The organism is Cupriavidus sp. USMAHM13 (assembly GCF_001854285.1).
Taxonomy (GTDB): domain Bacteria; phylum Pseudomonadota; class Gammaproteobacteria; order Burkholderiales; family Burkholderiaceae; genus Cupriavidus; species Cupriavidus malaysiensis.
The window spans coordinates 3,039,584-3,063,316 of the sequence record NZ_CP017751.1 but is presented as its reverse complement, the minus strand read 5'-3'; the positions used below and the strand labels follow the sequence as shown (position 1 = coordinate 3,063,316).

The following is a 23,733-nucleotide window of genomic DNA, read 5'->3' as shown; positions in this document are numbered from 1 at the left end:
GCGGGATTCGGATCACTTCGTCAAAGGAACCCCAATGAGCAATCCTCGTGATGTCGCCGTGCTGGTGGGCAGCCTGCGCAAAGACTCCCTGAACCGGAAGCTGGCGCAGGCGCTGGTAGCGCTGGCGCCGGCCAGCGTGAAGCTGGAGCTGGTCGAGATCGGGCACCTGCCGCTCTATAACCAGGATCTGGATGCCGATCCGCCTGCCGCGTGGACGGCATTCCGCGACCGCATCCGCCGTGCCGACGGCGTGCTCTTCGTCACCCCGGAATACAATCGCTCGGTGCCCGCCGCGATGAAGAATGCTATCGACGTCGGGTCCCGGCCGTACGGCCAGAGCGCCTGGGACGGCAAGCCGGGCGGCGTGGTCAGCGCCTCGCCCGGTGCCATCGGCGGCTTCGGCGCCAACCACCATCTGCGGCAGTCGCTGGTCTTCCTCAATGTACCGGTGCTGCAGCAGCCGGAGGCCTATCTCAGCGGCGTCGACAAGCTCTTCGATGCGCAGGGCGGTATTGCCAACGAGTCGACGCGAGGCTTCCTGCAGAAGTATATGGATGCCTATACGGCCTGGCTGGAGCGTAACGCCGCGCGCTGAGGCGACCGATCCAGGGCCAGGGCGGGCGCCGCCCGATGGGCCCTGGTCGGCGTCGGCCGGGAGGACCTTGCGGGCCCGGCTGGCGGCGGCCGTGGCCGGTTATTCGTCTCCTTGGCGGTTGGCGTCCGAAGCGGGCCAGGCCTCGGACTCGGAGGGGACATCCTCCCGCATCGCGGGGTGGTGTTTGATGAGCCAGCGCGCCCCGACCATGGGAACGAGCAGGCTGATCAGGACATAGCCACTGACGGTAAGCGTAGCGCTCATATCGATTGACCCATTCCATTTGTGCACACGCCGGCTCTTTGGCTCGGTGAACCGTGAGTATGCACGCAGCATCGTTGCGTCGGCATCACACTGGAGAGGGGTGACTCGGATTGGCGTGGGAAGCCGGCCGGACCGGTTCCATGCATCCGCGGGCAGGGCATCGCCGGCATTCATTGCCGGCATGCAAAAGAGAGGCCCTTGCCGTGCAGCGGAGGGCCTCTGTCAAAACGAGTCTGGCAAAAAAGAGTTTGCCGCTTTTGGTATAGCCACTGGGGTGGGCTGTGGCAAGTGGCGAGCATGCGGTGTGCCGCGGATGCCAAGCGCCGGCCCACCAGCGCTGCCGCGCACGGTAGCCTATACTCTCGTCCTCGCGCCACACAGTGTGCTGGCGCTTTGCCGCACGGGCATGAAGTGCCGTGAAATGCCTTGTGCAAGGCAGATGTGCTCGCCGCAAGGCGCGCGGGCCGCTGCGCGGCGGCCGTTCCACCAAGGCAGGGCCGCCTGCCTGCTCAATCCGTTTTGAAGCCGTTTTCCATGACAACCACCCCCCGCCGCGTCTCGGTCGCCCCGATGATGGATTGGACCGACCGCCATTGCCGCATGTTTCACCGCCAGTTGAGCCGCCATACCTGGCTGTACACGGAGATGGTGACGACCGGTGCCCTGTTGCATGGCGATGTGGCGCGCCATCTCGACTATGACGAGGTGGAACAGCCGGTAGCGCTCCAGCTCGGTGGCAGCGAACCAGCCGACCTGGCTCATGCTGCACGATTGGGCGAGCGGTGGGGCTATGCGGAAATCAACCTGAACTGCGGTTGCCCCTCCGAACGGGTGCAGCGCGGGGCCTTCGGTGCCTGCCTGATGGCGGAGCCGGCGCTGGTCGCGGACTGCGTCAAGGCGATGCGCGATGCGGTTTCGGTGCCAGTAACGGTCAAGCACCGCATCGGCATCGACACTATCGAACACTACGATTTCGTGCGTGATTTCGTCGGCACCATTGCGCAAGCCGGTTGCGAGACCTTCATCGTGCATGCGCGCAATGCCATCCTCAAAGGGCTCAGCCCCAAGGAGAACCGCGAGATCCCGCCGCTGCGCTACGAGGTGGCTTACCAGTTGAAGCGCGAGTTTCCGCAGCTTGAGATCCTGATCAATGGCGGCATCGTGGACTATCAGCAGATGGACGCGCATCTCGAGCACGTCGACGGTGTCATGATCGGGCGCGAGGCCTATCACCACCCTTATCTGCTGGCCGAGGTCGATGCGCGCTTCTACGGGGCTGCTACGCCGATCGCGTCGAGGCTGGAGGTGGAGCTGGCCATGCAGGCCTATATCGGGCGCCATGTCGAGGCAGGCGGGTATATGGGGGCGGTCACGCGCCATATGTTGGGCCTGCATCGGGGGATCCATGGCGGACGAGGCTGGCGGCGCATCCTGTCGGATGCCCGGCGAATGGCCGCGGCACGTTCTTCTGCTGAGGTGGATGCCTTGTTCGAAGAGGCGCGCAGCCATCTGCGTCGCGAAGCGGAGCCGGTAGCCGAGGCAGTCTGACAGCGCCTGTCGTCGCCCCTCCGTTCAGGGTGGCGTGCCGGTCCGAAGAAAAGCTCTAACTCCGAATTGTCTTTTTGTGCGGTGCTGGCCGGACGTTGAGATTGCGACACATGCGCCGCGGTCGTCGCAGTGTGCTACCGGGAAAGTCGCGCCGGCAAAGGGATTCCCCTAAATGCAGAGTGACGGCGGACTCCATACACTGGCCCTGCCCTCGAATACAGGGCTTTCTTCAACTGATTATTCAGCCCGCCTTGTGCGGGCTGTTTTTTTTGTCGCGGGCATCGTTGCCAGTGGATCCTGTCATCGGCTTGGCCGCATGATGGCCATTCGAGGTGGCAGCTGCATGACAGATGCCTGCGCCGCACCGGCATGCTGCGTCTAGCTGTGTCTTGCCTGTGGTTCGTCGAGCTTCTTGCGGCCCGAATCGATATTATGCAGCTTGCGCCACATGTGGTCGCGGGCGTAAAGTCTTTAGGGTGGGATATCTCTCAAAAGTTCCGCTTGCTTGCCGACATTCCCTAGGCCCCTGCTCGCGCGTCTATCATGTTCAAAGACGGCACTGCTTGGGTCGACAGGGAAGTGGGTCAGCGGGTGTGGCTGATCCCGACGTCGATGGTGCCGTAGGTCGAGATGCCGGTACCGGCGGTCTCGCTGCCCGTGGCGGCGCATGCGGCCAGTGCGCTGGCCAGCAGGACGATGGCGAGGCGTAGCAGGGAGGTCATGAGGAAGGGTGTCGGGATCGGGTTGGCAATACGGTTCAGTCCCGCACCTCGCTCGATTGGTTCCCTTGCGGCGCGCGAGCAGAGAGGCAACTGCGAGACAATAGAGCTAGCAGAGAAAGAGAGAGTGCGGCCGCCGTCGGCAGGCCGGCCGGGATGCGGGGGAGCATCTGAGCTTGGAGGGCAGGACATTGGACGAGTTGTTTGGCGTGGAATTCGAAGGCTTCCGCGTCGTGTGGGTAGCCGAGCGGCTGCAGGACGGCAAGTGGACGGCGCGCTATTGCTGGCGCTTCGGCATCGATGGAGAGGCCAGCAAAGCCTTGCAGGCCGACGTGCTGAACGGCAGGTCTCGCCGCCTGCTGGGCCTGTTCGACACGGAGTCCGACACGATCGAAGCGATCAAGGAGGCGGTCCTGCTCGAGTCGAAGTGGGACCTGAGCCGTCGTTGAGCTGGTGGACGGCGCTGGACGGCGCATGCTGTTTCTCGGGCATGCGTCAGCGGCTCTCGGTGGGTGCTGAAAAATTTTGTGTTGAGTACTAGCCATGACGGAAACTTCTCCGTATAATCTTGGTTTTCGCTGATCGACGGTTCGCAACGAATCGAAAGCAGCAAAACGACGGTGGCTGTAGCTCAGTTGGTAGAGTCCAGGATTGTGATTCCTGTCGTCGTGGGTTCGAGTCCCATCAGCCACCCCAGGAATTTCTTGTAGAACGGCCGCTTGCAGAAGCGGCCGTTTTGCTTTGGGCTCGCCGCGCGGTAGTGTGCTGTTTTCACGGGGAAATCCCAGTCGTTAAGTTAGGGATGCGGGCTTGTCCAACGATGCGGTTGGCATAGCTCCCGATTGCACGCTTTGACTTCGATGTGCCGATGCTTTCTCGGCAGCCGTTCCCGGGCCTGTTGCGGTTGCGGCCAATGGATGGCGTAGACCATTCGATACGGTGCCTCGTCCTGCCATGCTAGCATTGCTCGACTCTCCAGGAGATGGCGATGGCGAAAACGACGGTCTCGAAGAAGCAATACCTGCGCAAGCTTAACCGGCGCCTGGCCAAGGAGGCGGGGGTGCCGGAGGGTGTCGAGTTTGTGTTCTATCCGCTTGGCGCCAAGGCCCGGGCGGCCACCGGGGTGGCGGCCTCAGAAGGTGCGGGGCCGGCGGTGCGTGCCGTCATGGATGCAGTGCAGGCGCGGGTCGCTGCCAAGTACGCTGTGGATGGAGCTATCCTGGGCAACGGCAAGGCCGCACCGATCGAGCATGCGGAGCCCTGGCCTGCGGCGTCAGGCGGAGCTGCCGGCGCGCAGGTGGCTGGTAAGGACTGAGGTCGCACCGGTTTTCAGGCAAGGTCGGCTGATAGTCGTCCTTGCTCCTCGTCGCGCTGCGGATCCTGCCTAGGCCGCCTGGCGGGAGTTCGCCAGTTGTGCCGGTGGCGGATTGTGCTCGAATGCCACGCAATTCCTTCCCTCGCGCTTGGCGGTGTAAAGCAGCATGTCGGCCCGGGTCAGCAGGTCATCTAGCGATTCCCCGGCGGCGAGCGCGGTGACGCCGAAGCTGGCGGTCACGGTACATGTGCCGGGCAGGGCCTCGAATGCCGTCGTCTCGAGCGTGTGGCGCAGGCGTTCGGCGAGGTGCAGCGCGCTCGCAACGTCGGTGCCGGGCAGCAGGATGGCGAACTCTTCGCCGCCGATGCGGCCTGCAATGTCCCGATGGCGGATGCTTGCGAGGACCAGGTGGCCGAATTCCGACAGGACCGTGTCGCCAGCGGCGTGGCCGTGGGTGTCGTTGATGTGCTTGAAGTGATCGATATCGCAGAGCAGCACGCTGAGCGGCTGGCCTTGGCGGGGCGGAATCTCGCGCTCAGCCAGCACCTCGAAGCTACGGCGGTTGTGGAGGCGGGTCAGGGGATCGGTGTCGCGTTCCTCGCGCAGCTTGTCGATCACGTCGGACATGGCGCCTGCGAGCAGGGCCAGGCCGAGCACGATGCCGAACAGTACCAGGCTGAGCTGCAGTGCGATCCAGAAGGGCGAGTGCGCTAGTGAGTCGGCGTTGCCGGACGCGGCGGATGTGATGGTCAGCGCCGAGCGTGGCACGAAGCTCAGCGCAAACGCCAGCAGGATCCAATACAGCGCGCGGTCGACGGCGGCGCCCAGGCGCAGTTTGCCAAGCCGCGCGACGCCGGTCAGCAGCATCACTGCGATGCCGCCGTGGAGTATGTAGATGCGTGCCGCGATCTGGTCGTCGGCATAGTGGAAGTACGCCAGCGCGATCAACTGCAGACAGGCCAGCGTGGTCAGCGGCACGGCATCGAACTGCGCGTCGGCGCGTGCTACGACGCCGCGCAACAGCAACAGGGTGCTACCCAGGTAGAGCGCGCAGGACAGCAGCAGGTTCACGCCAGCGTCGCGCGGCAGTTGCAGGATCTGCGCTGACGCGGCCAAGGCATAGATCAGGAACGATGCGCAGAACATCAGCAGGTGACGCTGCGCGCGCTCGTAGCTCCAGGCCAGCAGGAAGCACAGGGATAGCAGCGTGGCGATGGCGGGATTGCCCAAGGCCAGAACCTGGACAGTTTGAAGCGGCAAGCGAGGTCCCCGATCTGTAGTCGTTGTGGTGGCCGGGAGCGCTGTCCGGAGGGTGGTCGGTGTGCCGAGGCAGGCAGCGTGGTATGCCTCGGCAATGCAGCAGCGCGGCGCGTACGAGCGCCTGTCAGTCTTGCCGGCGACTCCGCAGATGGAGCTGCTGCCGGTGCGGCGCTATTCCAATGTCAGCGGCCATTCTAGCGAGCCGGCACGCGAATCTCGCCGGCACTGACGTGCTGCGCGCCGCTGCAATTGCAAACAACGGTAAAGATACGGAAATGCCCCCTTCGAACGAGGGGCGGAGTGTGCATCAAGGGAGGGACACCCTACGCATTGCCTGGCATAGGCAGAGGGTTGGACGCGGATTGAAGGCGCCATGGAACATCGCGGAATCGTTGGTGCGCGACGACCGCTCGGGCATGCGATTGCTCGGGCGCCGTCGTGCATCATGCAAAGCAGATGCGCGGCAAAGCGAATGCGGCAAAGCGAATGCCCGGCGTGACAGGCACGGCACGGCGAGCCGCGCCTGTCACGTATCCGTGCGTACTCGGGTGCCGCGCAGGCTCAGACGTGCAGCTTGGCCGGCTCGGCCAACTCCAGCATGCGGCAGATGGCGGCCATGCTGCCGACCATGGTGCGGCGCTGCGCGCCTTGGTAGATGCGCACGCCCTTGCATTGGCGGAAAGGCACTGGCTTGACCGGGCGGCGGGCGGAGATGGTATTGGCTTGCGGCATGGTTGCACCTGTCGATTGACAATAGTCGGGGGATGGCGCCAGCGTCGGCGGGCGCCTTCGGAACGGTGAGGCAGGTGCCGCCACGCTGCAGACCTGGCGGCGGCGAGGGGTCGGGCCGGCTGCGCTAGAAGCCGGCCGGACGGATCAGTCCGACCGCGATACCCTCGAGAGAGAACTCTTCTTCTCCCGGTTTCACGAGGATGTTGGGGTAGTCGGGGTTCTCGGCAATCAGCTCGATGCTGTCGCCTCGTCGCTTGAAGCGTTTGACAGTGACGTCCTCGCCAAGGCGTGCTACCACGATCTTGCCGTTGCTGGCCTCGCTGGCGCGCTTGACTGCGAGCAGGTCGCCGTCGAGGATGCCGGCATCGCGCATGCTGAGGCCGCGTACGCGCAGCAGATAGTCGGGCTGTTCGTCGAAGACCGAGGCATCCACCTGATACTGCCGGTCGATGTGCTCGGCGGCGAGGATGGGGCTGCCTGCCGCGACGCGGCCGACCAGCGGCAGGGTCAGTTGCATCACGCCGGCCATCGGCAATGTGAACTGGTCCGGTGTTTCCGAATCGCTGCGCGAGACCTTGAGGCGGATGCCGCGCGAGGCGCCCGGGGTCAACTCGATCACGCCCTTGCGCGCCAGTGCCCGCAGATGTTCCTCGGCGGCATTCGGGGAGGAGAAGCCGAACTCCGCGGCGATCTCTGCGCGCGTAGGCGGAAAGCCGGTGCGGCGGATCGTGTTGCGGATCAGGTCGAAGATCTGTTGTTGCCGCGGAGTCAGGGTTGCCATGGAGTCGCCGCTTTGTTCTTGGTGTCAGGGGTACTGTATGTTTAAACAGTATGCTGTGATTTTATACAGTATGTGACGAAGTGCAAGTGGAATTTGCGCGACCTGTGGCCGGTGCGGCGGAGTGATGGTGGTTGGGCGTACGGTTACAATCGCGGCTCACCCGTGTTCCCGCCCTGATATGTCCAAGCTTCCCCGCATCGTCGTGCTTGCCACCGGCGGCACCATCGCCGGTTCCGCCGCCAGCGCGGCCAGCAGTGCGCATTACCAGGCAGCCACGGTGCCGGTGACGGCGCTGCTGGATGCCGTGCCGGCGTTGAAGTCGGTGGCGCGCCTGGAGGCCGAGCAGGTGGCCCAGGTCGACAGCAAGGACATGGGCTTTGCGCTGTGGGCCAGACTGCAGGCGCGCGTGGCATTCTGGTGCGCCCAGCCCGATGTGGCGGGTGTGGTGGTGACTCACGGTACCGATACCCTGGAAGAGACGGCCATGCTGCTGCACCTGTCCTGTGCGGTACCGGTTCCCGTAGTGATGACCGCGGCCATGCGGCCTTCGACCTCCCTGTCGGCGGATGGCCCGCTCAATCTTCTCGATGCCGTGCGTGTGGCGGCCCATCCGGAGGCGTGCGGCCGTGGCGTGCTGGTGGTGCTGAACCAGCAGATCCATGCTGCGCGGGATGTCGTCAAGGCACATACCTCGGCGGTCGATGCCTTCGTGTCGCCGGTGGGCGGCCCGCTCGGTTTCGTCCAGGATGACCTGGTGAGCTTCATGCGCGCGCCATTGCGCCGGGTCGAGCGGTCCTGGCCGCTGCCAGCCGGGGAGTGGCCGCTGGTGGAAATTGTGCCGAGCTATGCGCAGCCCTCCCGTATCGTCGTCGACGCGCTGGTGGCTGCCGGCGCGGCGGGCCTGGTGGTGGCGGCGGCGGGGAACGGTTCGATTCACGAGGCGCTGGCTGCCGCGCTGGCCGACGCGGCGCGCGCAGGTGTCGCGGTGGTGCGCAGTTCTCGCACCGGTGCGGGCCATGTATCGATTCCGGCACTGCCGAATCCTGGCGCCGGCCTGTTCGTCTCCGCGGGTGACCTGAATCCCTACAAGGCGCGCGCGCTGCTGTTGCTCGCTCTGGCTCGGGATCCTCGGCTGGCGGCGGACCCTGGCCGGCTGCAGCAGTGCTTCGCGCAGTGCTGAGCGGGCAGTCTGCTTGCCGTGCCAGCTTGCTGCGGGCTATAATGGCAGGCTATCCAACCTTGCCGCACCGGACGTGACGCCCGGGTGGCTCATCCCAAAAGGAGCGTCAATGCGTCATTACGAAATCGTCTTTATCGTCCATCCGGACCAGAGCGAACAAGTGCCCGCGATGATCGAGCGTTACAAGTCGCTGGTCACCTCGCAGAATGGCCAGGTTCACCGCGTGGAAGACTGGGGTCGTCGCCAACTGGCCTACATGATCCAGAAGCTGGCCAAGGCTCACTACGTTTGCCTGAACATCGAATGCGGCAAGGAAACCCTGGCCGAACTCGAACACGCGTTCAAGTTCAACGATGCGGTGCTGCGTCACCTGATCGTCCAGACCAAGAAGGCCGAAACCGCTCCCTCGCCGATGATGAAGGAAGTGCAGCGCGAAGAAGCCCGCAAGGCCGCGCAACAAAGCAGCGAGAGCCAGGCCGCCTGATCGGCGGTGCGGTGCGCTAGAGCGCTGCCCGGCCGGATCGGCAGGGTGGCCCGGGACCAGCAAGGAGGCGCGCGTTGAACCAGTTGCGGCTGTCCGCGACCCTAGTCGAACGCGAAGCCCTGCGCTACACGCCGGCCGGCGTGCCTGTCGTGAACTGCTTGCTGCAGCACGCTGGCGAGGTGGTCGAGGCGCAGATTCCCCGGCAGATCGAGTTCGCCATCGCGGCGATGGGCATCGGCCCGGTCGGCCAGCGCCTGGAGCGCATGCCGCTGGGCACGCTGCTCGACTGCGAAGGCTTCCTGGCCCGCAAGCATCGCAACAGCAAGGCTCTCGTCTTTCACATCACTGGATGTAAAGCATTCGAAAAGGATTGAATCATGGCATTCGTCAAACGTGACAACAAGAACAAGAAGCGCTTCCAGCAGCAGAACCCGCTGTTCAAGCGCAAGCGCTTCTGCCGCTTCACCGTGGCTGGCGTGGAACAGATCGACTACAAGGATCTGGACACCCTGAAGGACTTCATCGGCGACAACGGCAAGATCACGCCGGCACGCCTGACCGGTACCAAGGCGCACTATCAGCGTCAGCTCGATACGGCTATCAAGCGTGCGCGTTTCCTCGCGCTGCTGCCGTACACCGACCTGCACAAGAACTGATTGTCCAGGCCCTAGGTAAAGGAGAGATATACGATGCAAGTCATTCTGCTTGAAAAAGTCGTCAACCTGGGCAACCTGGGTGACATCGTTCGCGTGAAGGACGGTTACGCCCGTAACTTCCTGATCCCGAGCAAGAAGGCCCGCCGCGCGACCCAGTCCGCCATCGAAGAATTCGAAGCCAAGCGTGCCGACCTGGAAAAGGCTGCCGCCGAGAAGCTGGCCGCCGCCCAGGCGGAAGGCGAGAAGCTGAACGGCCTGACCATCCAGATCACCCAGAAGTCGGGTGTGGATGGCCGCCTGTTCGGCTCGGTGACCAACGCCGACATCGCCGAAGCCCTGGCTCCGCAAGGCTTCGTCGTCGAGAAGGCGCAGGTCCGCCTGCCGAACGGTCCGCTGAAGATGGTCGGCGACCATCCGGTCAGCGTGGCGCTGCACACCGACGTGGTGGTCGACGTGACCGTCTCGGTGCTGGGCGAGCAGGTCTGAGATTCCGGCGCCAGGCTGGAGCGGTGCCCGCAGCGGCACGCACCGGCCGGTTCGGATCACGAGAAAAGGCAGAAGCTTGGGCTTCTGCCTTTTTTCTTGTCCGTCGCGTGACGCCGCCGACGCCACAGTGGTTCGCCACTGCCGAATTCTCCGCGCGGGCCGGGCCCCGTCGCCGCTATAATTGCCCCCCATGAATGCGCCCGTCGCCGACCCCCAACTAGACAACCTCAAGGTCCCGCCGCACTCCATCGAGGCCGAGCAATCGGTGCTCGGCGGCCTGCTGCTGGACAACGCCGCCTGGGACCGCATCGCGGATTTCCTGTCGGAGGCGGACTTCTACCGCTTCGACCATCGGCTGATCTTCCAGAGCATCGCCCGCCTGATCTCGGCCACCAAGCCCGCCGACGTCATCACCGTCTACGAGATGCTGCAGGTGGCAGGCAAGGCGGAGGAAGTCGGCGGCCTGGCCTATCTCAATTCGCTGGCGCAGAACACGCCGAGTGCGGCCAATATCCGCCGCTATGCGGAAATCGTGCGCGAGCGCTCGGTGCTGCGCAAGCTGGTGACGGTGGCCGACGATATCGCCACCGCCGCTTTCGCGCCCAAGGGCCGCGAGGTGCGCGAGCTGCTCGACGAAGCCGAATCCAAGGTCTTCGCCATCGCCGAGGAAGGCGCGCGCGGGCAGGCCGGCTTCCAGGAGATCCAGCCGCTGCTGACCCAGGTGGTGGAGCGCATCGACGAGCTGTACCACCGCGATTCGACGTCCGACGTGACGGGCGTGCCTACCGGCTTCATCGACCTGGACCGGATGACCAGCGGCATGCAGCCGGGCGACCTGGTCATCGTCGCCGGGCGTCCGTCGATGGGTAAGACGGCGTTCTCGCTCAATATCGGCGAGCACGTCGCTGTCGAGCAGGGGCTGCCGGTCGCGGTCTTCTCGATGGAAATGGCGGGTACCCAGCTCGCCATGCGTATGCTCGGTTCGGTCGGCCGGCTCGACCAGCACCGGCTGCGCACGGGGCGCCTGCTCGACGAGGACTGGCCGCGGCTGACCCATGCGATCCAGCGCATGAACGATGCCCAGCTCTTCATCGACGAGACGCCCGCGCTGAACCCGATGGAGCTGCGCGCGCGCTCGCGCCGGCTGGCGCGCCAGTGCGGCCAGCTCGGCCTGATCATCATCGATTACCTGCAGCTGATGTCGGGCTCGGGTGGCGGCGAGAACCGCGCCACCGAGATTTCCGAGATCTCGCGTTCGCTCAAGGGCCTGGCCAAAGAGCTGAACTGCCCGGTGATCGCGCTGTCGCAGCTCAACCGCAGCCTGGAACAGCGGCCGAACAAGCGGCCGGTGATGTCAGACTTACGCGAATCCGGCGCCATCGAGCAGGATGCCGACGTGATCCTGTTCATCTACCGCGACGAAGTCTACAACCCGGATTCGCAGGACAAGGGCACGGCCGAGATCATCATCGGCAAGCAGCGTAACGGTCCGATCGGCACGGTGCGCCTGACCTTCCTGGGCCAGTTCACCAAGTTCGACAACTTCAGCGGCGGTCCGGCCTTCTTCGACAACGACACCTGACGCCAGCACCGGCGCGGCTTCGCGGGAAGCAGACGCAAATTGCGTCGATTGTCGCGGCGCGGCGCCGGCAACCCTGTAAAATATTGCGACTTGATGACAGCCGCCTTCGCGCGGCTGTCGTGTCATGCGGACCTGTGTCCGCCGCATCCACCCCCCGCAACAATCCCAGCGGCGCCCCCCGGCGCTACGACAAGGAACATTTCATGTTCGGCCGATTCATGCCCACCGAGGGCAAGTTCTTCGAATATTTCAACCAGCACGCGGAATGCGCGACCACCGCCGCGCGCGAACTCGAGGTCTTGGTGAACGACCTGCCGAATGCCGAAGCGCATGCGCGCCGCGTGCAGGCCACCGAGAAGAAGGCCGACCGCATCACGCACGACACCATCGACCTGCTGCACAAGACCTTCATCACGCCGCTGGACCGTGACGAGATCCACAAGCTGATCACCACCATGGACGACATCCTCGACCTGATGGAGGACGTGGCGGAAACCATCTCGCTGTACGACGTGACCAGCCTGACCGAGGAGGCACGCCGCCTGGCCGCCATCTGCGTGCAGTGCTGCGACCAGGTCAAGATCGCCGTGGGCCTGCTCGAGGACATGAGCAATGCCAGCACCATCCTGAAGACTGCCCAGCAGATCGACCAGCTCGAGTCGGAAGCCGACCGCGTGATGCGTGCCGCCATGTCCAAGCTGTTCCGCGACGAGACCGACGTCAAGCGTCTGATCAAGCTGAAGGCCATCTACGAGCAGCTCGAGACCATCACCGACAAGTGCGAGGACGTGGCGAACATCATCGAGGGCATCGTCCTCGAGAACGCCTGAGGCGCGTACCCGCATGCAGACCGTACAAATGAGCCTGTGGGTGATCGCCCTGCTGGTGGCGCTCGCCTTGCTGTTCGATTTCATGAACGGCTTCCATGACGCGGCAAACTCCATCGCGACCGTGGTCTCCACCGGGGTGCTCAAGCCCCACCATGCGGTGGCGATGGCGGCCATGTGCAATGTGGTCGCGATCTTCATCTTCCACCTCAAGGTCGCCGCCACCGTGGGCACCGGCACCATCGACGTGGCGATCGTCGACCACTATGTGGTGTTCGGCGCGCTGATGGGGGCGATCGCCTGGAACCTGATCACCTGGTACTACGGCATTCCGTCATCGTCGTCGCATGCGTTGATCGGCGGCCTGGTCGGTGCGGCGGTGGCCAAGTCGGGCACCGGCGCACTGGTGGGCGGCGGCCTGCTGAAGACGGTGGCCTTCATCCTGATCTCGCCGCTGCTCGGCATGGTGCTCGGTTCGCTGATGATGGTGATCGTCGGCTGGACCTTTTTCCGCACGCCGCCGTCGCGCGTCGACCGCTGGTTCCGCCGGCTGCAGCTGCTGTCCGCCTCGATGTACAGCCTGGGCCACGGCGGCAACGACGCGCAGAAGACCATCGGCATCATCTGGATGCTGCTGATCGCCAGCGGCCACGTGGCCGCCGGTGGCGCCGAGCCCCCGGTGTGGGTCATCGTCTGCTGCTACGTGGCGATCGGTATGGGCACGCTGTTCGGCGGCTGGCGCATCGTGCGCACCATGGGGCAGAAGATCACCAAGCTCAAGCCGGTCGGCGGCTTCTGCGCGGAGACCGGCGGTGCGCTGACCTTGTTCATCGCTTCCGCGCTGGGCGTGCCCGTGTCCACCACCCATACCATCACCGGCGCCATCGTCGGCGTGGGCTCGGTGCAGAAGATGTCCGCCGTGCGCTGGGGCGTGGCGGGCAATATCGTCTGGGCCTGGGTGCTGACCATTCCGGCCTCGGCCTTCATGGCGGCGATCGCCTGGTGGGTGGGCAAGCACGTGCTCTGACCCCGCATGCCGCGGGTGCCGGGGCGACCGGCATCGGATGACAGAAAAGGCCGGGCGATGCCCGGCCTTCTGATTTCGGCTTCAGCGGTTGGCGAAGGCCGCGATCGGATCGTCGTCGTCGGCCGGCTGGGCCGTGGCCGCGCGGACGGGCGTGGAGGAGGAGGCGGGCGCCGGGGTCGATTGCACCACCATGACCGGCGAGTCGCCGGGATCCAGCGGGCCCGAGACCCGGCGCGCGCCGTTGTAGCGCGAAGCCCAGTAGGATTTGCTCATGTCCTCGAGGCGCACCGTGCCTCCTGTGGACGGTGCATGCACGAAACGGTTCTGGCCGACGTAGATGCCGACATGGGAATTCGGCCGGCCCGTGGTATTGAAGAAGACCAGATCGCCCGCCGCCACCTGGCTGCGCTCGAGCGGAGCGCCGCGCACGCCCATGGCTTCGGTGGTGCGCGGCAGGTTCACATTGGCGGCACGCGCCACCACGTAGCGCACCAGCCCGCTGCAATCGAAGCCGGAATCGGGTGTATTGCCGCCATAGCGATAAGGCGTGCCGACCAGCGACATAGCCTGGATGGATATTTCCTCGGTGCCGGCAGACGGGTCGGCGATCACGGGGCGAGGCGCGCGCGCGGAGCCAGCATAGCGGGCTGGCGGCGACGAGGCGCAGGCGGCCAGCAGCAGGGCCGCCAGGCAGGCCAGCGCGAGGCGCGGGCGGCCGCAGCCGACCTGGCGGGCAGGTCCGGTGGGCGCTGCGACGGCTGCGGGGTGTCGGCTTGCGGGCATCCTCTGGGTCTCTTCCATCCGGCTGCCAGCAGGCTGCTGCCTGGCTGCCAGCGCGGCTACCAGCGCAATTGCGCGTTACGGGTGCCGGTGTTCACCGTGAGCGAGCGCGGCTGCCCCTTGTAGCTTGCTTCAATATTGTAGCTGCCTTCCGGCGCACGTATCAGGCAGCGCGGACCGTTCGCTCGGAAACGGGCGACCTCCTGGCCGTCGTAGACCAGGCGCACCGACACGTCGGCCAGGTACTCGCCGTTTTCGCCGCGCGTGAACAGCACCCCCATATTGAAGTTCTGCTCCTGCGCGGCCAGCGCCTGGCGCTCGTCCTCGGCGACGCCACCGCAGACGTAGCTGACGGGCCCCATGGTGCGGATCACCAGCCCGTCCGCGGCGCAGGCGGGGTGCCAGGCTACGACGGCGGACAGGCCGGCGAGCAGAGGCAGCAGCGGCAGCCAGCCGGTACGGGAAGCGGCCGCGGGTGCGCGGGCGGCACGTGGCCGCTGCCTGGAGAATTGCGTCGGGCAGTCCTGCATCGATGACTCCTCCTGCCAGGTTGAAACAACGGAAAGCAACGCCCGCTGAAAGCGCGAACGCCCGCCACGCCGCCTCGGGCGTGGCGGGCACACGCCGGCGGGCCCCGTCCTGGGCCCGCCTGGACGGCGGTCAATTGCCTCAGAGCACGTCGGCGGCGTGGTCAGCCAGGCGCGAGCGCTCGCCGCGCGCCAGCGTGACATGGCCACTGTGGCTCCAGCCCTTGAAGCGGTCCACCACATAGGTCAGGCCGGACGACCCTTCGGTCAGGTAAGGCGTGTCGATCTGCGCGATATTGCCGAGGCACACGATCTTGGTGCCTGGGCCGGCCCGCGTCACCAGCGTCTTCATCTGCTTGGGCGTCAGGTTCTGCGCCTCGTCGATGATGACGAACTTGTTGACGAAGGTGCGCCCGCGCATGAAGTTCATGCTCTTGACCTTGATGCGGGAACGGATCAGCTCCTGCGTGGCGGCGCGGCCCCAGTCGCCGGCGCTGTCGTCGCTCTTCTGCAGCACCTCGAGGTTGTCGTCGAAAGCGCCCATCCAGGGCTGCATCTTTTCTTCCTCGGTGCCCGGCAGGAAGCCGATGTCCTCGCCGACCGGCACCGTGGCGCGGGTGACGATGATCTCGTTGTACAGCTTCTGGTCGAGCACCTGCTCCAGGCCCGAGGCCAGCGCCAGCAGCGTCTTGCCGGTGCCGGCCTGGCCCAGCAGGGTGACGAAGTCCACCTCCGGGTTCATCAGCAGGTTCAGCGCGAAGTTCTGCTCGCGGTTGCGCGCGGTCACGCTCCAGACATTGTTCTTGTTGTGGGTGAAGTCCTTCAGTGTCTGCAGCAGCGCGGTCTTGCCGTTGATCTCCTTGACTTGCGCATAGAGCGGCAGACTGCCGTCGGAGGGCTCCAGGTAGACGAACTGGTTGACCAGGAAGGACGGCACCAGCGGGCCGGTCAGGCGGTAGAACATCGCGCCCGACTTCGGATCCTGCCAGCTTTCGACACCCTTGCCGTGCTTGGTCCAGAAGTCGCCCGGCAGCGCCATCACGCCCGAGTAGAGCAGGTCCTTGTCTTCCAGGACCTGGTCGTTGAAGTAGTCCTCGGCGGGCAGGCCCAGCGCGCGGGCCTTGATGCGCATATTGATGTCTTTCGACACCAGCACCACCTGGCGGCCCGGCTGCTGCTCCTTGAGCGCGCTGACCACGCCGAGGATCTGGTTGTCGGCCTTGCCCTGCGGCAGGCCTTCGGGCAGCTTGATGTCGTTGAGCCGGGTCTGGAAGAACAGCTTGCCCTGCGCGTCGCGGTTGCCGAGCTTGGCCAGCAGCAGGCCTTCGTCGAGCGCGCCGTCGGTGTTTGCCACCAGCGCGTCGAGCGTGCGGCTGACGGTACGGGCGTTGCGCGCGACTTCGCTCATGCCCTTCTTGTGGTTATCCAGTTCCTCCAGCGTCATCATCGGCAGATAGATGTCGTGTTCCTCGAAGCGGAACAGGGAGGACGGATCGTGCATCAGCACATTGGTGTCGAGTACGAACAGCTTGCTCGGGCCGTTGTCCTTGCGCGCGCGCCGGCTCGGGGCGGTGGCCGGCTTGAGGACGCTGACGGGGGCTGCTACGGGCGGGGCCACCGGAACCGCGGGCACGTCCTTGGCGCGGGCGCGCGTGGTCGTGGCGCGCGCTCGTGTTGCCGGGGCGGGTTCCGCATCACCGGTTTCCAGCAAGGCCACGCGCTCCAGCGCGGGCACCGGTTTCTTGCCCTGTGTCGCGGTCCTGGCCTTGGGCAACGCGGTGACCGGGGCGAACTCGCTCGGATCGAGCAGTTGAGCCGGCTTGGTGGGCATGGTGGGCAGCGGCATGCTTGGCTTTCCTTTCAGGGGGACGCAGCGGGAAGCGCGCGCAGGCCGGCGGGTGCCAGGCGGCGGCCTGGTTGCGCGCACAGACAAAAAAACCGCCGAACCCGATAGACGGGCAGGGCGGTTTTCATCGCGGGCGGCGACACGGCAGCTCCGCTACCGGCCCGTGGCGGGGAGCGCCTGGGTCGGAACGACGAAACGGTGTGGCAGCCGGATTCTGAACTCATTACGGGTCAATGTATCTGAAGCCCCCGTGTTTGGCAATCGGCGCCCGGCGTGGCCAGCGTGGCGCGCCTGCCACGCCGGCGCGGGCCTTGCCGGCACTCAGAGCGCGCGCACGAGCTCGAGCACTTCGTCGACGTGGTTGGGCACCTTGATGCCGCGCATGGCGTGGCGCAGCACGCCCTTGGCGTCGAGGATGAAGGTGCTGCGCTCGATGCCGCGCACCTCCTTGCCATAGAGTTTTTTCATCTTGATGACATCGAACAGCGTGCAGACCGCTTCGTCGCCGTCGGAGATCAGTTCGAAGGGCAGTTCCAGCTTGGCCTTGAAATTCTCGTGGGACTTGAGGCTGTCGCGGGAGATGCCGAACACTACGGCGCCCGCGGCGACGAAGTCCTCGTGCTGGTCGCGGAAGTTCATGGCCTCGGTGGTGCATCCGGGCGTGTTGTCCTTGGGATAGAAGTACAGCACCAGCGTCTTGCCGCGCTGTCCGGCGAGGCTGAAGGTGCCTCCGGTCGCGGGGGCGCTGAAATCCGGTACGGGCTTGTCGAGGCTGACGGTCATTGCTTGAGGCTCCTGGGGGAGAGGCAGGAAACGGGGGCTGCCACCACGGGGTTGTCCCCACTGGGCGGCCACTACGGCAAAGGCAGATTGGGGCGCCCGGCCAGACTTCAAGCGTGGCGGCCGCTCAACTTCCCGGGTGCGCCGGGCGGACCGGAGAGCGGCTTCAGGCCACCGGGTCCAGCATCAGGATGGCCGCCACGCGCCGGCCTTCGGCCATCAGGATATTGTAGGTGCGGCATGCTGCCTGAAGGTCCATCGCGTCCACGCCGATATGACGGTTCGCGAGCGCCGCGGTCAGCCTGGGTTGCGGGAAGCGCAGGCGGCCGCCGGTGCCCAGCAGCACCACTTCCGGCCCCAGTTCCAGCAAGGCCTCGAAATGGGCAGCCTGCAGGTCCTCGAAACGCTCCACCGGCCATGGCCGGATCTCGCCCTCCGGCATCACCAGCACGGACTCGGTGTGGCGGATCAGGTTGATTTCGATATAGCCCGGACCATAGGCGGTGACGGTATTGAGCGCTTGGGGCTGGTCGGCGTGGAGTTTCAAAGGGCACCTTCGAGGTGCCCGCCGGTGCGGGGCCGGCGCCGGGCCGCGGGCGGCCCGGCCGTGCAGCGCGGGGGCGGGCGGGTCACGGCGGCGGCACGGCATGCACTGCGCTGCAATGCAAGAATCCGCGCCGAAGTCTGTCATAATCCGATAAATTATAGCTTTTGCCTCCCTGTCTGCCACGTTCGCGTTGCATTGCAGCGGACGCGCCTCCCGATTTCCGTCCAGATTCCCGAATTGCCCGCTGCCGAGGAGACCGGCAGCCCAGCCCTCGCCGACACGCCGTGAAACCGATCCAGAAATCCCACAAACTCAACAACGTCTGTTACGACATCCGCGGGCCCGTGCTGGAGAAGGCCAAGCAGATGGAAGAAGAAGGGCACAAGATCATCAAGCTGAACATCGGCAACCTGGCCGTGTTCGGTTTCGACGCGCCGGAGGAGATCCAGCAGGACATGATGCGCAACCTGCCCAACTCGGCGGGCTATTCGGACTCCAAGGGCATCTTCGCCGCGCGCAAGGCGATCATGCACTACACGCAGGAAAAGAAGATCCAGGGTGTGGGCCTGGAAGACATCTACGTCGGCAACGGTGCATCCGAGCTGATCGTGATGTCGATGAACGCCCTGCTCAACAGCGGCGACGAGGTGCTGGTTCCGGCACCCGACTACCCGCTGTGGACGGCGGCGGTGAGCCTGTCCGGCGGTACGCCGGTGCACTATATCTGCGACGAGCAGAACGAGTGGATGCCCGACCTGGACGACATCCGCGCCAAGATCACGCCGAACACCAAGGCCATCGTCGTCATCAACCCCAACAATCCGACCGGCGCCCTCTATTCGGACGAGCTGCTGCTCGGCATCGTGGCGATCGCGCGCGAGCATGGCTTGATCATCTACGCCGACGAAATCTACGACAAGGTGCTGTACGACGGCCGTACCCACACCTCGATCGCCTCGCTGTCGACCGACGTGCTGACCGTCACTTTCAACGGCTTGTCGAAGAACTACCGCTCGTGCGGCTACCGCGCCGGCTGGATGGTGGTGTCGGGCGACAAGCGCCCGGCGCAGGACTATATCGAGGGGCTGAACATGCTTTCCTCGATGCGCCTGTGCGCCAACGTGCCGGCGCAATGGGCCATCCAGACCGCCCTCGGCGGCTACCAGAGCATCAACGACCTGGTGGCAGAGGGCGGCCGCCTGCGCCGCCAGCGCGATCTCGCCTACGAGCTGGTCACCGCCATCCCGGGCGTCAGCTGCGTCAAGCCCAAGGCAGCGCTCTACCTGTTCCCCAAGCTCGACCTGTCGATGTATCCGATTCAGGACGACCAGGAGTTCATCTACGAGCTGCTGCAGGAATCGAAGGTGCTGCTGGTGCAGGGATCGGGCTTCAACTGGGGCAAGCCCGACCACTTCCGCATCGTGTTCCTGCCGCACGAGGAGGACCTGCGCGAGGCCATCAGCCGTGTCGCGCGCTTCCTCGAGGCATACCGCAAACGCCACGGTGCCATCGCGGCCTGAGGCCCGGCGCGGCGCCGTTTCCCCCATTCGTCAACTGGAAGCAGATTGTTCATGAACCCCATCAAAGTAGGCCTGCTTGGCATCGGTACCGTCGGTAGCGGCACGTTCAACGTGCTGAAGCGCAACCAGGAGGAAATTCGCCGCCGCGCCGGGCGCGGCATCGAAATTGCAATGGTCGCCGACCTGAATACCGAACGTGCCCGCGAGCTGACCGGTGGGCAGGTGGAAGTGGTGGCCGACGCCAACGAGGTGGTGAACCGTCCCGACATCGACATCGTGGTCGAGCTGATCGGCGGCTACGGTGTGGCCAAGGAGCTGGTGCTCAAGGCCATCGCCAATGGCAAGCACGTGGTCACCGCCAACAAGGCGCTGCTGGCCGTGCATGGCAACGAGATCTTCGAGGCGGCGCGCAACAAGGGCGTGATCGTCGCCTTCGAGGCCGCGGTGGCCGGCGGCATCCCCATCATCAAGGCGCTGCGCGAGGGCCTGACCGCCAACCGCATCCAGTGGATCGCCGGCATCATCAACGGCACCACCAACTTCATCCTGTCGGAGATGCGCGACAAGGGCCTGGACTTCGACACGGTCCTTAAGGAGGCGCAGGCGCTGGGCTATGCCGAGGCCGACCCGACCTTCGACATCGAAGGCATCGATGCGGCGCACAAGGTCACGCTGATGAGCGCGATCGCCTTCGGTATGCCGGTGCAGTTCGACCGCGCGCATGTGGAAGGCATCACCAAGCTGTCGGCGGTGGATATCAAGTACGCCGAGGAGCTGGGCTACCGCATCAAGCTGCTGGGCATCACGCGCCGCCGCGAGGAAGGTGTCGAACTGCGCGTGCATCCGACCCTGGTGCCGGCCTCGCGCCTGATCGCCAACGTCGAGGGGGCGATGAATGCCGTGCTGGTGCAGGGCGACGCCGTTGGCGCCACGCTGTACTACGGCAAGGGCGCGGGCGCCGAGCCGACCGCTTCGGCCGTGATCGCCGACCTGGTCGACGTGACCCGCCTGCATACCGCCGACCCCGGCCACCGCGTGCCGCACCTGGCCTTCCAGCCCGACGAACTGTCGAGCGTGCCGGTGCTGCCGATCGAGGAGGTCACCAGTTCCTACTACCTGCGCATGCGCGTGTCCGACGAAACCGGCGTGCTGGCCGACATCACCCGCATCCTGGCCGACGCCGGCATCTCGATCGATGCCATGCTGCAGAAGGAATCGCGCGAGGGCGAGCCGCAGACCGACATCATCATGCTGAGCCACCTGGCGCGCGAGAAGCAGGTCAATGCCGCCATCGCCAAGATCGAGGCGCTGCCGACCGTGCTGTCGTCCGTCACGCGCCTGCGCATGGAAGAACTGAACTGAGCGAGTGCCCGGTCCCATGAAATACCTGTCGACGCGCGGCCACCAGGCGCCGCAATCGTTTTCCGAAATCCTGCTGGGCGGCCTCGCGCCGGACGGCGGCCTCTACCTGCCTGATCAGTACCCGCAGGTCAGCGCCGAGGAGCTCGAGTCCTGGCGCAAGCTTTCCTACGCCGACCTGGCGTTCGAGATCCTGTCCAAGTTCTGCGACGACATCCCGGCCGAGGACCTGCGCGCGCTGACGCGCAAGACCTATACCGCCGAGGTCTACTGCAATGCGCGTGCCGGCGACAATACCGCCGACATCACGCCGCTGCGCACGCTGGGCGAGGAAGGCGGCGCGCCGCTGCAGCTGCTGGGCCTGTCCAATGGTCCGACGCTGGCCTTCAAGGACATGGCCATGCAGTTGCTCGGCAACCTGTTCGAGTACGCGCTCGCGCGCGCCGGCCAGGAGCTGAACATCCTCGGCGCCACCTCGGGCGACACCGGCAGCGCGGCGGAATACGCGATGCGCGGCAAGCGCGGCATCCGCGTCTTCATGCTGAGCCCGCACCGCAAGATGAGCGCGTTTCAGACCGCGCAGATGTTCAGCCTGCAGGACCCGAACATCTTCAACCTGGCGGTGGAAGGTGTGTTCGACGACTGCCAGGACATCGTCAAGGCGGTCTCCAACGACCACGGCTTCAAGGCGCGCCAGAAGATCGGCACCGTCAACTCGATCAACTGGGCGCGCGTGGTGGCCCAGGTGGTCTATTACTTCAAGGGCTGGCTGCTGGCGACCAGCGGCCCTGGCCAGAAGGTCTCGTTCTGCGTGCCCTCCGGCAACTTCGGCAACGTCTGCGCCGGCCATATCGCGCGCATGATGGGCCTGCCCATCGACAAGCTGGTGGTGGCGACCAACGAGAACGATGTGCTCGACGAGTTCTTCCGCACCGGTGCCTACCGCGTGCGCAAGTCGTCCGAGACCTTCCATACCTCGAGCCCGAGCATGGATATCTCGAAGGCCTCGAACTTCGAGCGCTTCGTCTTCGACCTGCTCGGCCGCGATCCGGCCAAGCTGGCGGCGCTGTTCCGCGATGTCGACACCAAGGACGGCTTCGACCTGGCCGGCACGCCTGAATTCGGCCGTATCCGCGAGTTCGGCTTCGTCTCGGGGCGCAGTACCCACCAGGACCGGCTGGCGACCATCCGCGACCTGTCGGCGCGCTATGGCATCACCATCGATACCCATACGGCCGACGGCATCAAGGTGGCGCGCGAGCACCTGAGCGCCGGCGTGCCCATGGTCGTGCTGGAGACCGCGCTGCCGGCCAAGTTCTCGGAGACCATCCGCGAGGCGCTCGGCCACGAACCCGAGCGTCCCGCCAGCTTCGAGGGCATCGAGGCGTTGCCGCAGCGCTTCGAAGTGGTGCCTGCCGACGCCGACCGCGTGAAGGCATTCATCGCCGGCCACACCGGCCTCTGACCTGAGAGGGGCGGCGCGGCCGCCCCTTGCCTCCGGCGCACCACTCCGGCCGCAGCTGGCCGCCGGCATGCCGCCGCGCCTGCGGCGCCGCCGCATGCCGCGCGGCCGTCGAATCGCTACAATCTGGCTGTCAGTCCCCGCCTCGCCGGGGTTTGCGGCGCTGCCGCCCAACCGACTCCAAGACGTCCCCCGATCGTCCTGCCCGCCCCATGCCCGAAGCTGCCGCCACGCCGCGCCCGCCCATGCTGACCCTTGCCCAAGCGCTCGCCACGCTGCTCGACGGCGCGCGCCCCATCACGCAGACCGAGCGTGTTGACACGCTGCTGGCCAACGCTCGGGTGCTGGCCAGCCCGGTGTCGAGCGCGCTCGACGTGCCGCCCGCGGACAATACCGCCATGGATGGCTATGCGCTGCGTGCCGCCGATGTGCCGGCCGCCGGCACGCGCCTGCGCGTGACCCAGCGCATCCCGGCCGGCCATGTCGGCACGGCGTTGGAGCCGGGTAGCGCCGCGCGCATCTTCACCGGCGGGTTGATCCCGCCCGGTGCCGACGCGGTGGTGATGCAGGAGCAATGTACGGCCGAGGGCGGGGACGTGGTGGTCAACCATGTGCCGCGCGCCGGCGAGTGGGTCCGGCGCGCCGGCGAGGACATCCGCGCCGGCAGCCGTATCCTGGCAGCCGGCACGCGCCTGACGCCGCAGGCGCTCGGGCTGGCGGCCTCGGTTGGCCAGGCCGCCCTCGACGTGGTGCGGCGCGTGCGCGTCGCCGTCTTCTTCACCGGCGACGAACTGGCGATGCCGGGCGAGCCGCTGCGGCCGGGCGCCATCTACAACTCCAACCGTTTCACGCTGCGCGGGCTGCTGGAGAACCTGGGCTGCGAGGTCAGCGACTTCGGCATCGTGCCCGACTCGCTGGCGGCCACGCGTGCGACCTTGCGGCGCGCGGCCGACGGCCATGACCTGATCATCACCTCGGGCGGCGTCTCGGTCGGCGACGAGGACCATATCCGCCCGGCGGTACAGGCGGAGGGGCGGCTCGACCTGTGGCAGATCGCCATCAAGCCGGGCAAGCCGCTGGCGTTCGGCCAGGTGGCGCGCGGCGAGGCGCCGCCGGCCTTCTTCCTGGGCCTGCCAGGCAACCCGGTGTCCAGCTTCGTCACCTTCCTGCTGTTCGTGCGGCCGTTCATCCTGCGCTTGCAGGGGGTGGCAGACGTCGCGCCGCGCCGGCTGCCGCTGCGCGCCGACTTCACGCTGGAGAAGGGTGACCGCCGCAACGAATTCCTGCGTGCCCGCCTCAACGCACAGGGCGGGCTCGAGCTGTTCCCGAACCAGAGTTCGGGCGTGCTGACGTCGACCGTCTGGGGCGATGGGCTGATCGACAATCCGCCGGGGCAGGCCATCCGCGCCGGCGACATCGTGCAGTTCATCCCCTTCGGCGAACTGTTGTACTGAGG

Annotated in this window: 25 protein-coding genes and 1 tRNA gene; 17 read left to right on the top strand and 9 right to left on the bottom strand. The window is 66.0% G+C overall.

Annotated features, from left to right (window positions below):
• Positions 1 to 34 precede the first annotated feature (34 nt).
• Together BKK81_RS13470 and dusA are read left to right on the top strand one after the other, a co-directional pair.
• Positions 35 to 595, top strand: a complete 561-nt coding sequence (locus BKK81_RS13470) for an NADPH-dependent FMN reductase (RefSeq protein ID WP_071013771.1) — start codon at positions 35 to 37, stop codon at positions 593 to 595.
• A 798-nt stretch (positions 596 to 1,393) separates the two neighbouring features.
• Positions 1,394 to 2,407 (top strand): tRNA dihydrouridine(20/20a) synthase DusA, encoded by a 1,014-nt coding sequence (gene dusA / locus BKK81_RS13465; RefSeq protein ID WP_071013769.1) that lies wholly within the window; start codon positions 1,394 to 1,396, stop codon positions 2,405 to 2,407.
• A 584-nt stretch (positions 2,408 to 2,991) separates the two neighbouring features.
• On the opposite strand, the gene BKK81_RS36040 is transcribed toward dusA, so the two are convergent.
• On the bottom strand, positions 2,992 to 3,129 hold the full coding sequence (locus tag BKK81_RS36040; RefSeq protein ID WP_167366677.1) for a hypothetical protein: 138 nt from the start codon (positions 3,127 to 3,129) through the stop codon (positions 2,992 to 2,994).
• Between the two features lie 188 nt (positions 3,130 to 3,317).
• Here BKK81_RS36040 and BKK81_RS13460 point away from each other — a divergent pair, with 188 nt between their 5' ends.
• The 3 genes from BKK81_RS13460 (at position 3,318) to BKK81_RS13450 (ending at position 4,441) form a co-directional block, all read left to right on the top strand.
• Complete coding sequence (locus BKK81_RS13460; protein ID WP_156811288.1) at positions 3,318 to 3,575, top strand: hypothetical protein; 258 nt, start codon at positions 3,318 to 3,320, stop codon at positions 3,573 to 3,575.
• Positions 3,576 to 3,746: 171 nt separating this feature from the next.
• A tRNA-His gene (locus tag BKK81_RS13455) sits at positions 3,747 to 3,822 on the top strand.
• A 292-nt stretch (positions 3,823 to 4,114) separates the two neighbouring features.
• Positions 4,115 to 4,441, top strand: coding sequence for a hypothetical protein (locus tag BKK81_RS13450; protein WP_071013763.1), 327 nt, complete (start codon positions 4,115 to 4,117; stop codon positions 4,439 to 4,441).
• 69 nt (positions 4,442 to 4,510) lie between these two features.
• Here the strand turns inward: BKK81_RS13450 and BKK81_RS13445 are convergent, their stop codons facing one another.
• From BKK81_RS13445 to lexA, 3 genes are all read right to left on the bottom strand, one after another.
• Positions 4,511 to 5,671: a GGDEF domain-containing protein gene (locus BKK81_RS13445; RefSeq protein WP_231907924.1), complete on the bottom strand. Its 1,161-nt coding sequence runs from the start codon at positions 5,669 to 5,671 to the stop codon at positions 4,511 to 4,513.
• A 591-nt stretch (positions 5,672 to 6,262) separates the two neighbouring features.
• Positions 6,263 to 6,433 carry a hypothetical protein gene (locus BKK81_RS36035; RefSeq protein ID WP_167366676.1) on the bottom strand — a complete coding sequence of 57 codons (171 nt, stop codon included), beginning with the start codon at positions 6,431 to 6,433 and terminating at the stop codon, positions 6,263 to 6,265.
• A gap of 124 nt (positions 6,434 to 6,557) precedes the next feature.
• Positions 6,558 to 7,214: a transcriptional repressor LexA gene (gene lexA, locus BKK81_RS13440; RefSeq protein WP_071013758.1), complete on the bottom strand. Its 657-nt coding sequence runs from the start codon at positions 7,212 to 7,214 to the stop codon at positions 6,558 to 6,560.
• 178 nt (positions 7,215 to 7,392) lie between these two features.
• Between lexA and BKK81_RS13435 the strand changes: the two genes are divergently transcribed.
• The 8 genes from BKK81_RS13435 to BKK81_RS13400 all read left to right on the top strand — a co-directional run bounded on the left by BKK81_RS13435 (position 7,393) and on the right by BKK81_RS13400 (position 13,456).
• Positions 7,393 to 8,394, top strand: coding sequence for an asparaginase (locus BKK81_RS13435; protein WP_071013756.1), 1,002 nt, complete (start codon positions 7,393 to 7,395; stop codon positions 8,392 to 8,394).
• A gap of 109 nt (positions 8,395 to 8,503) precedes the next feature.
• Complete coding sequence (rpsF, locus tag BKK81_RS13430) at positions 8,504 to 8,878, top strand: 30S ribosomal protein S6 (RefSeq protein WP_071013753.1); 375 nt, start codon at positions 8,504 to 8,506, stop codon at positions 8,876 to 8,878.
• A gap of 74 nt (positions 8,879 to 8,952) precedes the next feature.
• The gene (gene priB, locus BKK81_RS13425; protein WP_071013750.1) at positions 8,953 to 9,252 is read left to right on the top strand and encodes a primosomal replication protein N; all 300 of its coding nucleotides are present in this window, start codon (positions 8,953 to 8,955) and stop codon (positions 9,250 to 9,252) included.
• A gap of 3 nt (positions 9,253 to 9,255) precedes the next feature.
• Complete coding sequence (gene rpsR / locus BKK81_RS13420; RefSeq protein ID WP_006575387.1) at positions 9,256 to 9,534, top strand: 30S ribosomal protein S18; 279 nt, start codon at positions 9,256 to 9,258, stop codon at positions 9,532 to 9,534.
• 33 nt (positions 9,535 to 9,567) lie between these two features.
• Positions 9,568 to 10,020, top strand: coding sequence for a 50S ribosomal protein L9 (gene rplI / locus BKK81_RS13415; protein WP_071013748.1), 453 nt, complete (start codon positions 9,568 to 9,570; stop codon positions 10,018 to 10,020).
• A gap of 190 nt (positions 10,021 to 10,210) precedes the next feature.
• Complete coding sequence (locus BKK81_RS13410; RefSeq protein WP_071013745.1) at positions 10,211 to 11,602, top strand: replicative DNA helicase; 1,392 nt, start codon at positions 10,211 to 10,213, stop codon at positions 11,600 to 11,602.
• Between the two features lie 203 nt (positions 11,603 to 11,805).
• Entirely contained in the window at positions 11,806 to 12,432 is a 627-nt protein-coding gene (locus tag BKK81_RS13405; RefSeq protein WP_071013743.1) for a DUF47 domain-containing protein, read from the top strand.
• A gap of 13 nt (positions 12,433 to 12,445) precedes the next feature.
• Complete coding sequence (locus tag BKK81_RS13400; protein WP_071013741.1) at positions 12,446 to 13,456, top strand: inorganic phosphate transporter; 1,011 nt, start codon at positions 12,446 to 12,448, stop codon at positions 13,454 to 13,456.
• Positions 13,457 to 13,537: 81 nt separating this feature from the next.
• Here the strand turns inward: BKK81_RS13400 and BKK81_RS13395 are convergent, their stop codons facing one another.
• The 5 genes from BKK81_RS13395 to BKK81_RS13375 all read right to left on the bottom strand — a co-directional run bounded on the left by BKK81_RS13395 (position 13,538) and on the right by BKK81_RS13375 (position 17,936).
• The gene (locus tag BKK81_RS13395) at positions 13,538 to 14,239 is read right to left on the bottom strand and encodes a C40 family peptidase (protein WP_071016460.1); all 702 of its coding nucleotides are present in this window, start codon (positions 14,237 to 14,239) and stop codon (positions 13,538 to 13,540) included.
• Between the two features lie 56 nt (positions 14,240 to 14,295).
• Positions 14,296 to 14,766, bottom strand: a complete 471-nt coding sequence (locus tag BKK81_RS13390; protein WP_156811287.1) for a hypothetical protein — start codon at positions 14,764 to 14,766, stop codon at positions 14,296 to 14,298.
• Positions 14,767 to 14,905: 139 nt separating this feature from the next.
• The gene (locus BKK81_RS13385; RefSeq protein WP_071013738.1) at positions 14,906 to 16,609 is read right to left on the bottom strand and encodes a PhoH family protein; all 1,704 of its coding nucleotides are present in this window, start codon (positions 16,607 to 16,609) and stop codon (positions 14,906 to 14,908) included.
• 321 nt (positions 16,610 to 16,930) lie between these two features.
• Positions 16,931 to 17,392, bottom strand: coding sequence for a peroxiredoxin (locus BKK81_RS13380; protein WP_071013736.1), 462 nt, complete (start codon positions 17,390 to 17,392; stop codon positions 16,931 to 16,933).
• A 163-nt stretch (positions 17,393 to 17,555) separates the two neighbouring features.
• The gene (locus BKK81_RS13375) at positions 17,556 to 17,936 is read right to left on the bottom strand and encodes an Mth938-like domain-containing protein (protein ID WP_071013733.1); all 381 of its coding nucleotides are present in this window, start codon (positions 17,934 to 17,936) and stop codon (positions 17,556 to 17,558) included.
• Between the two features lie 284 nt (positions 17,937 to 18,220).
• Here BKK81_RS13375 and BKK81_RS13370 point away from each other — a divergent pair, with 284 nt between their 5' ends.
• From BKK81_RS13370 to BKK81_RS13355, 4 genes are all read left to right on the top strand, one after another.
• Positions 18,221 to 19,456: a pyridoxal phosphate-dependent aminotransferase gene (locus BKK81_RS13370; protein WP_071013730.1), complete on the top strand. Its 1,236-nt coding sequence runs from the start codon at positions 18,221 to 18,223 to the stop codon at positions 19,454 to 19,456.
• A 51-nt stretch (positions 19,457 to 19,507) separates the two neighbouring features.
• Positions 19,508 to 20,818 carry a homoserine dehydrogenase gene (locus BKK81_RS13365; RefSeq protein ID WP_071013728.1) on the top strand — a complete coding sequence of 437 codons (1,311 nt, stop codon included), beginning with the start codon at positions 19,508 to 19,510 and terminating at the stop codon, positions 20,816 to 20,818.
• Positions 20,819 to 20,834: 16 nt separating this feature from the next.
• Positions 20,835 to 22,280, top strand: coding sequence for a threonine synthase (gene thrC / locus BKK81_RS13360; RefSeq protein ID WP_071013725.1), 1,446 nt, complete (start codon positions 20,835 to 20,837; stop codon positions 22,278 to 22,280).
• Between the two features lie 242 nt (positions 22,281 to 22,522).
• Positions 22,523 to 23,731, top strand: coding sequence for a molybdopterin molybdotransferase MoeA (locus BKK81_RS13355; protein WP_197523926.1), 1,209 nt, complete (start codon positions 22,523 to 22,525; stop codon positions 23,729 to 23,731).
• Positions 23,732 to 23,733: the final 2 nt, after the last annotated feature.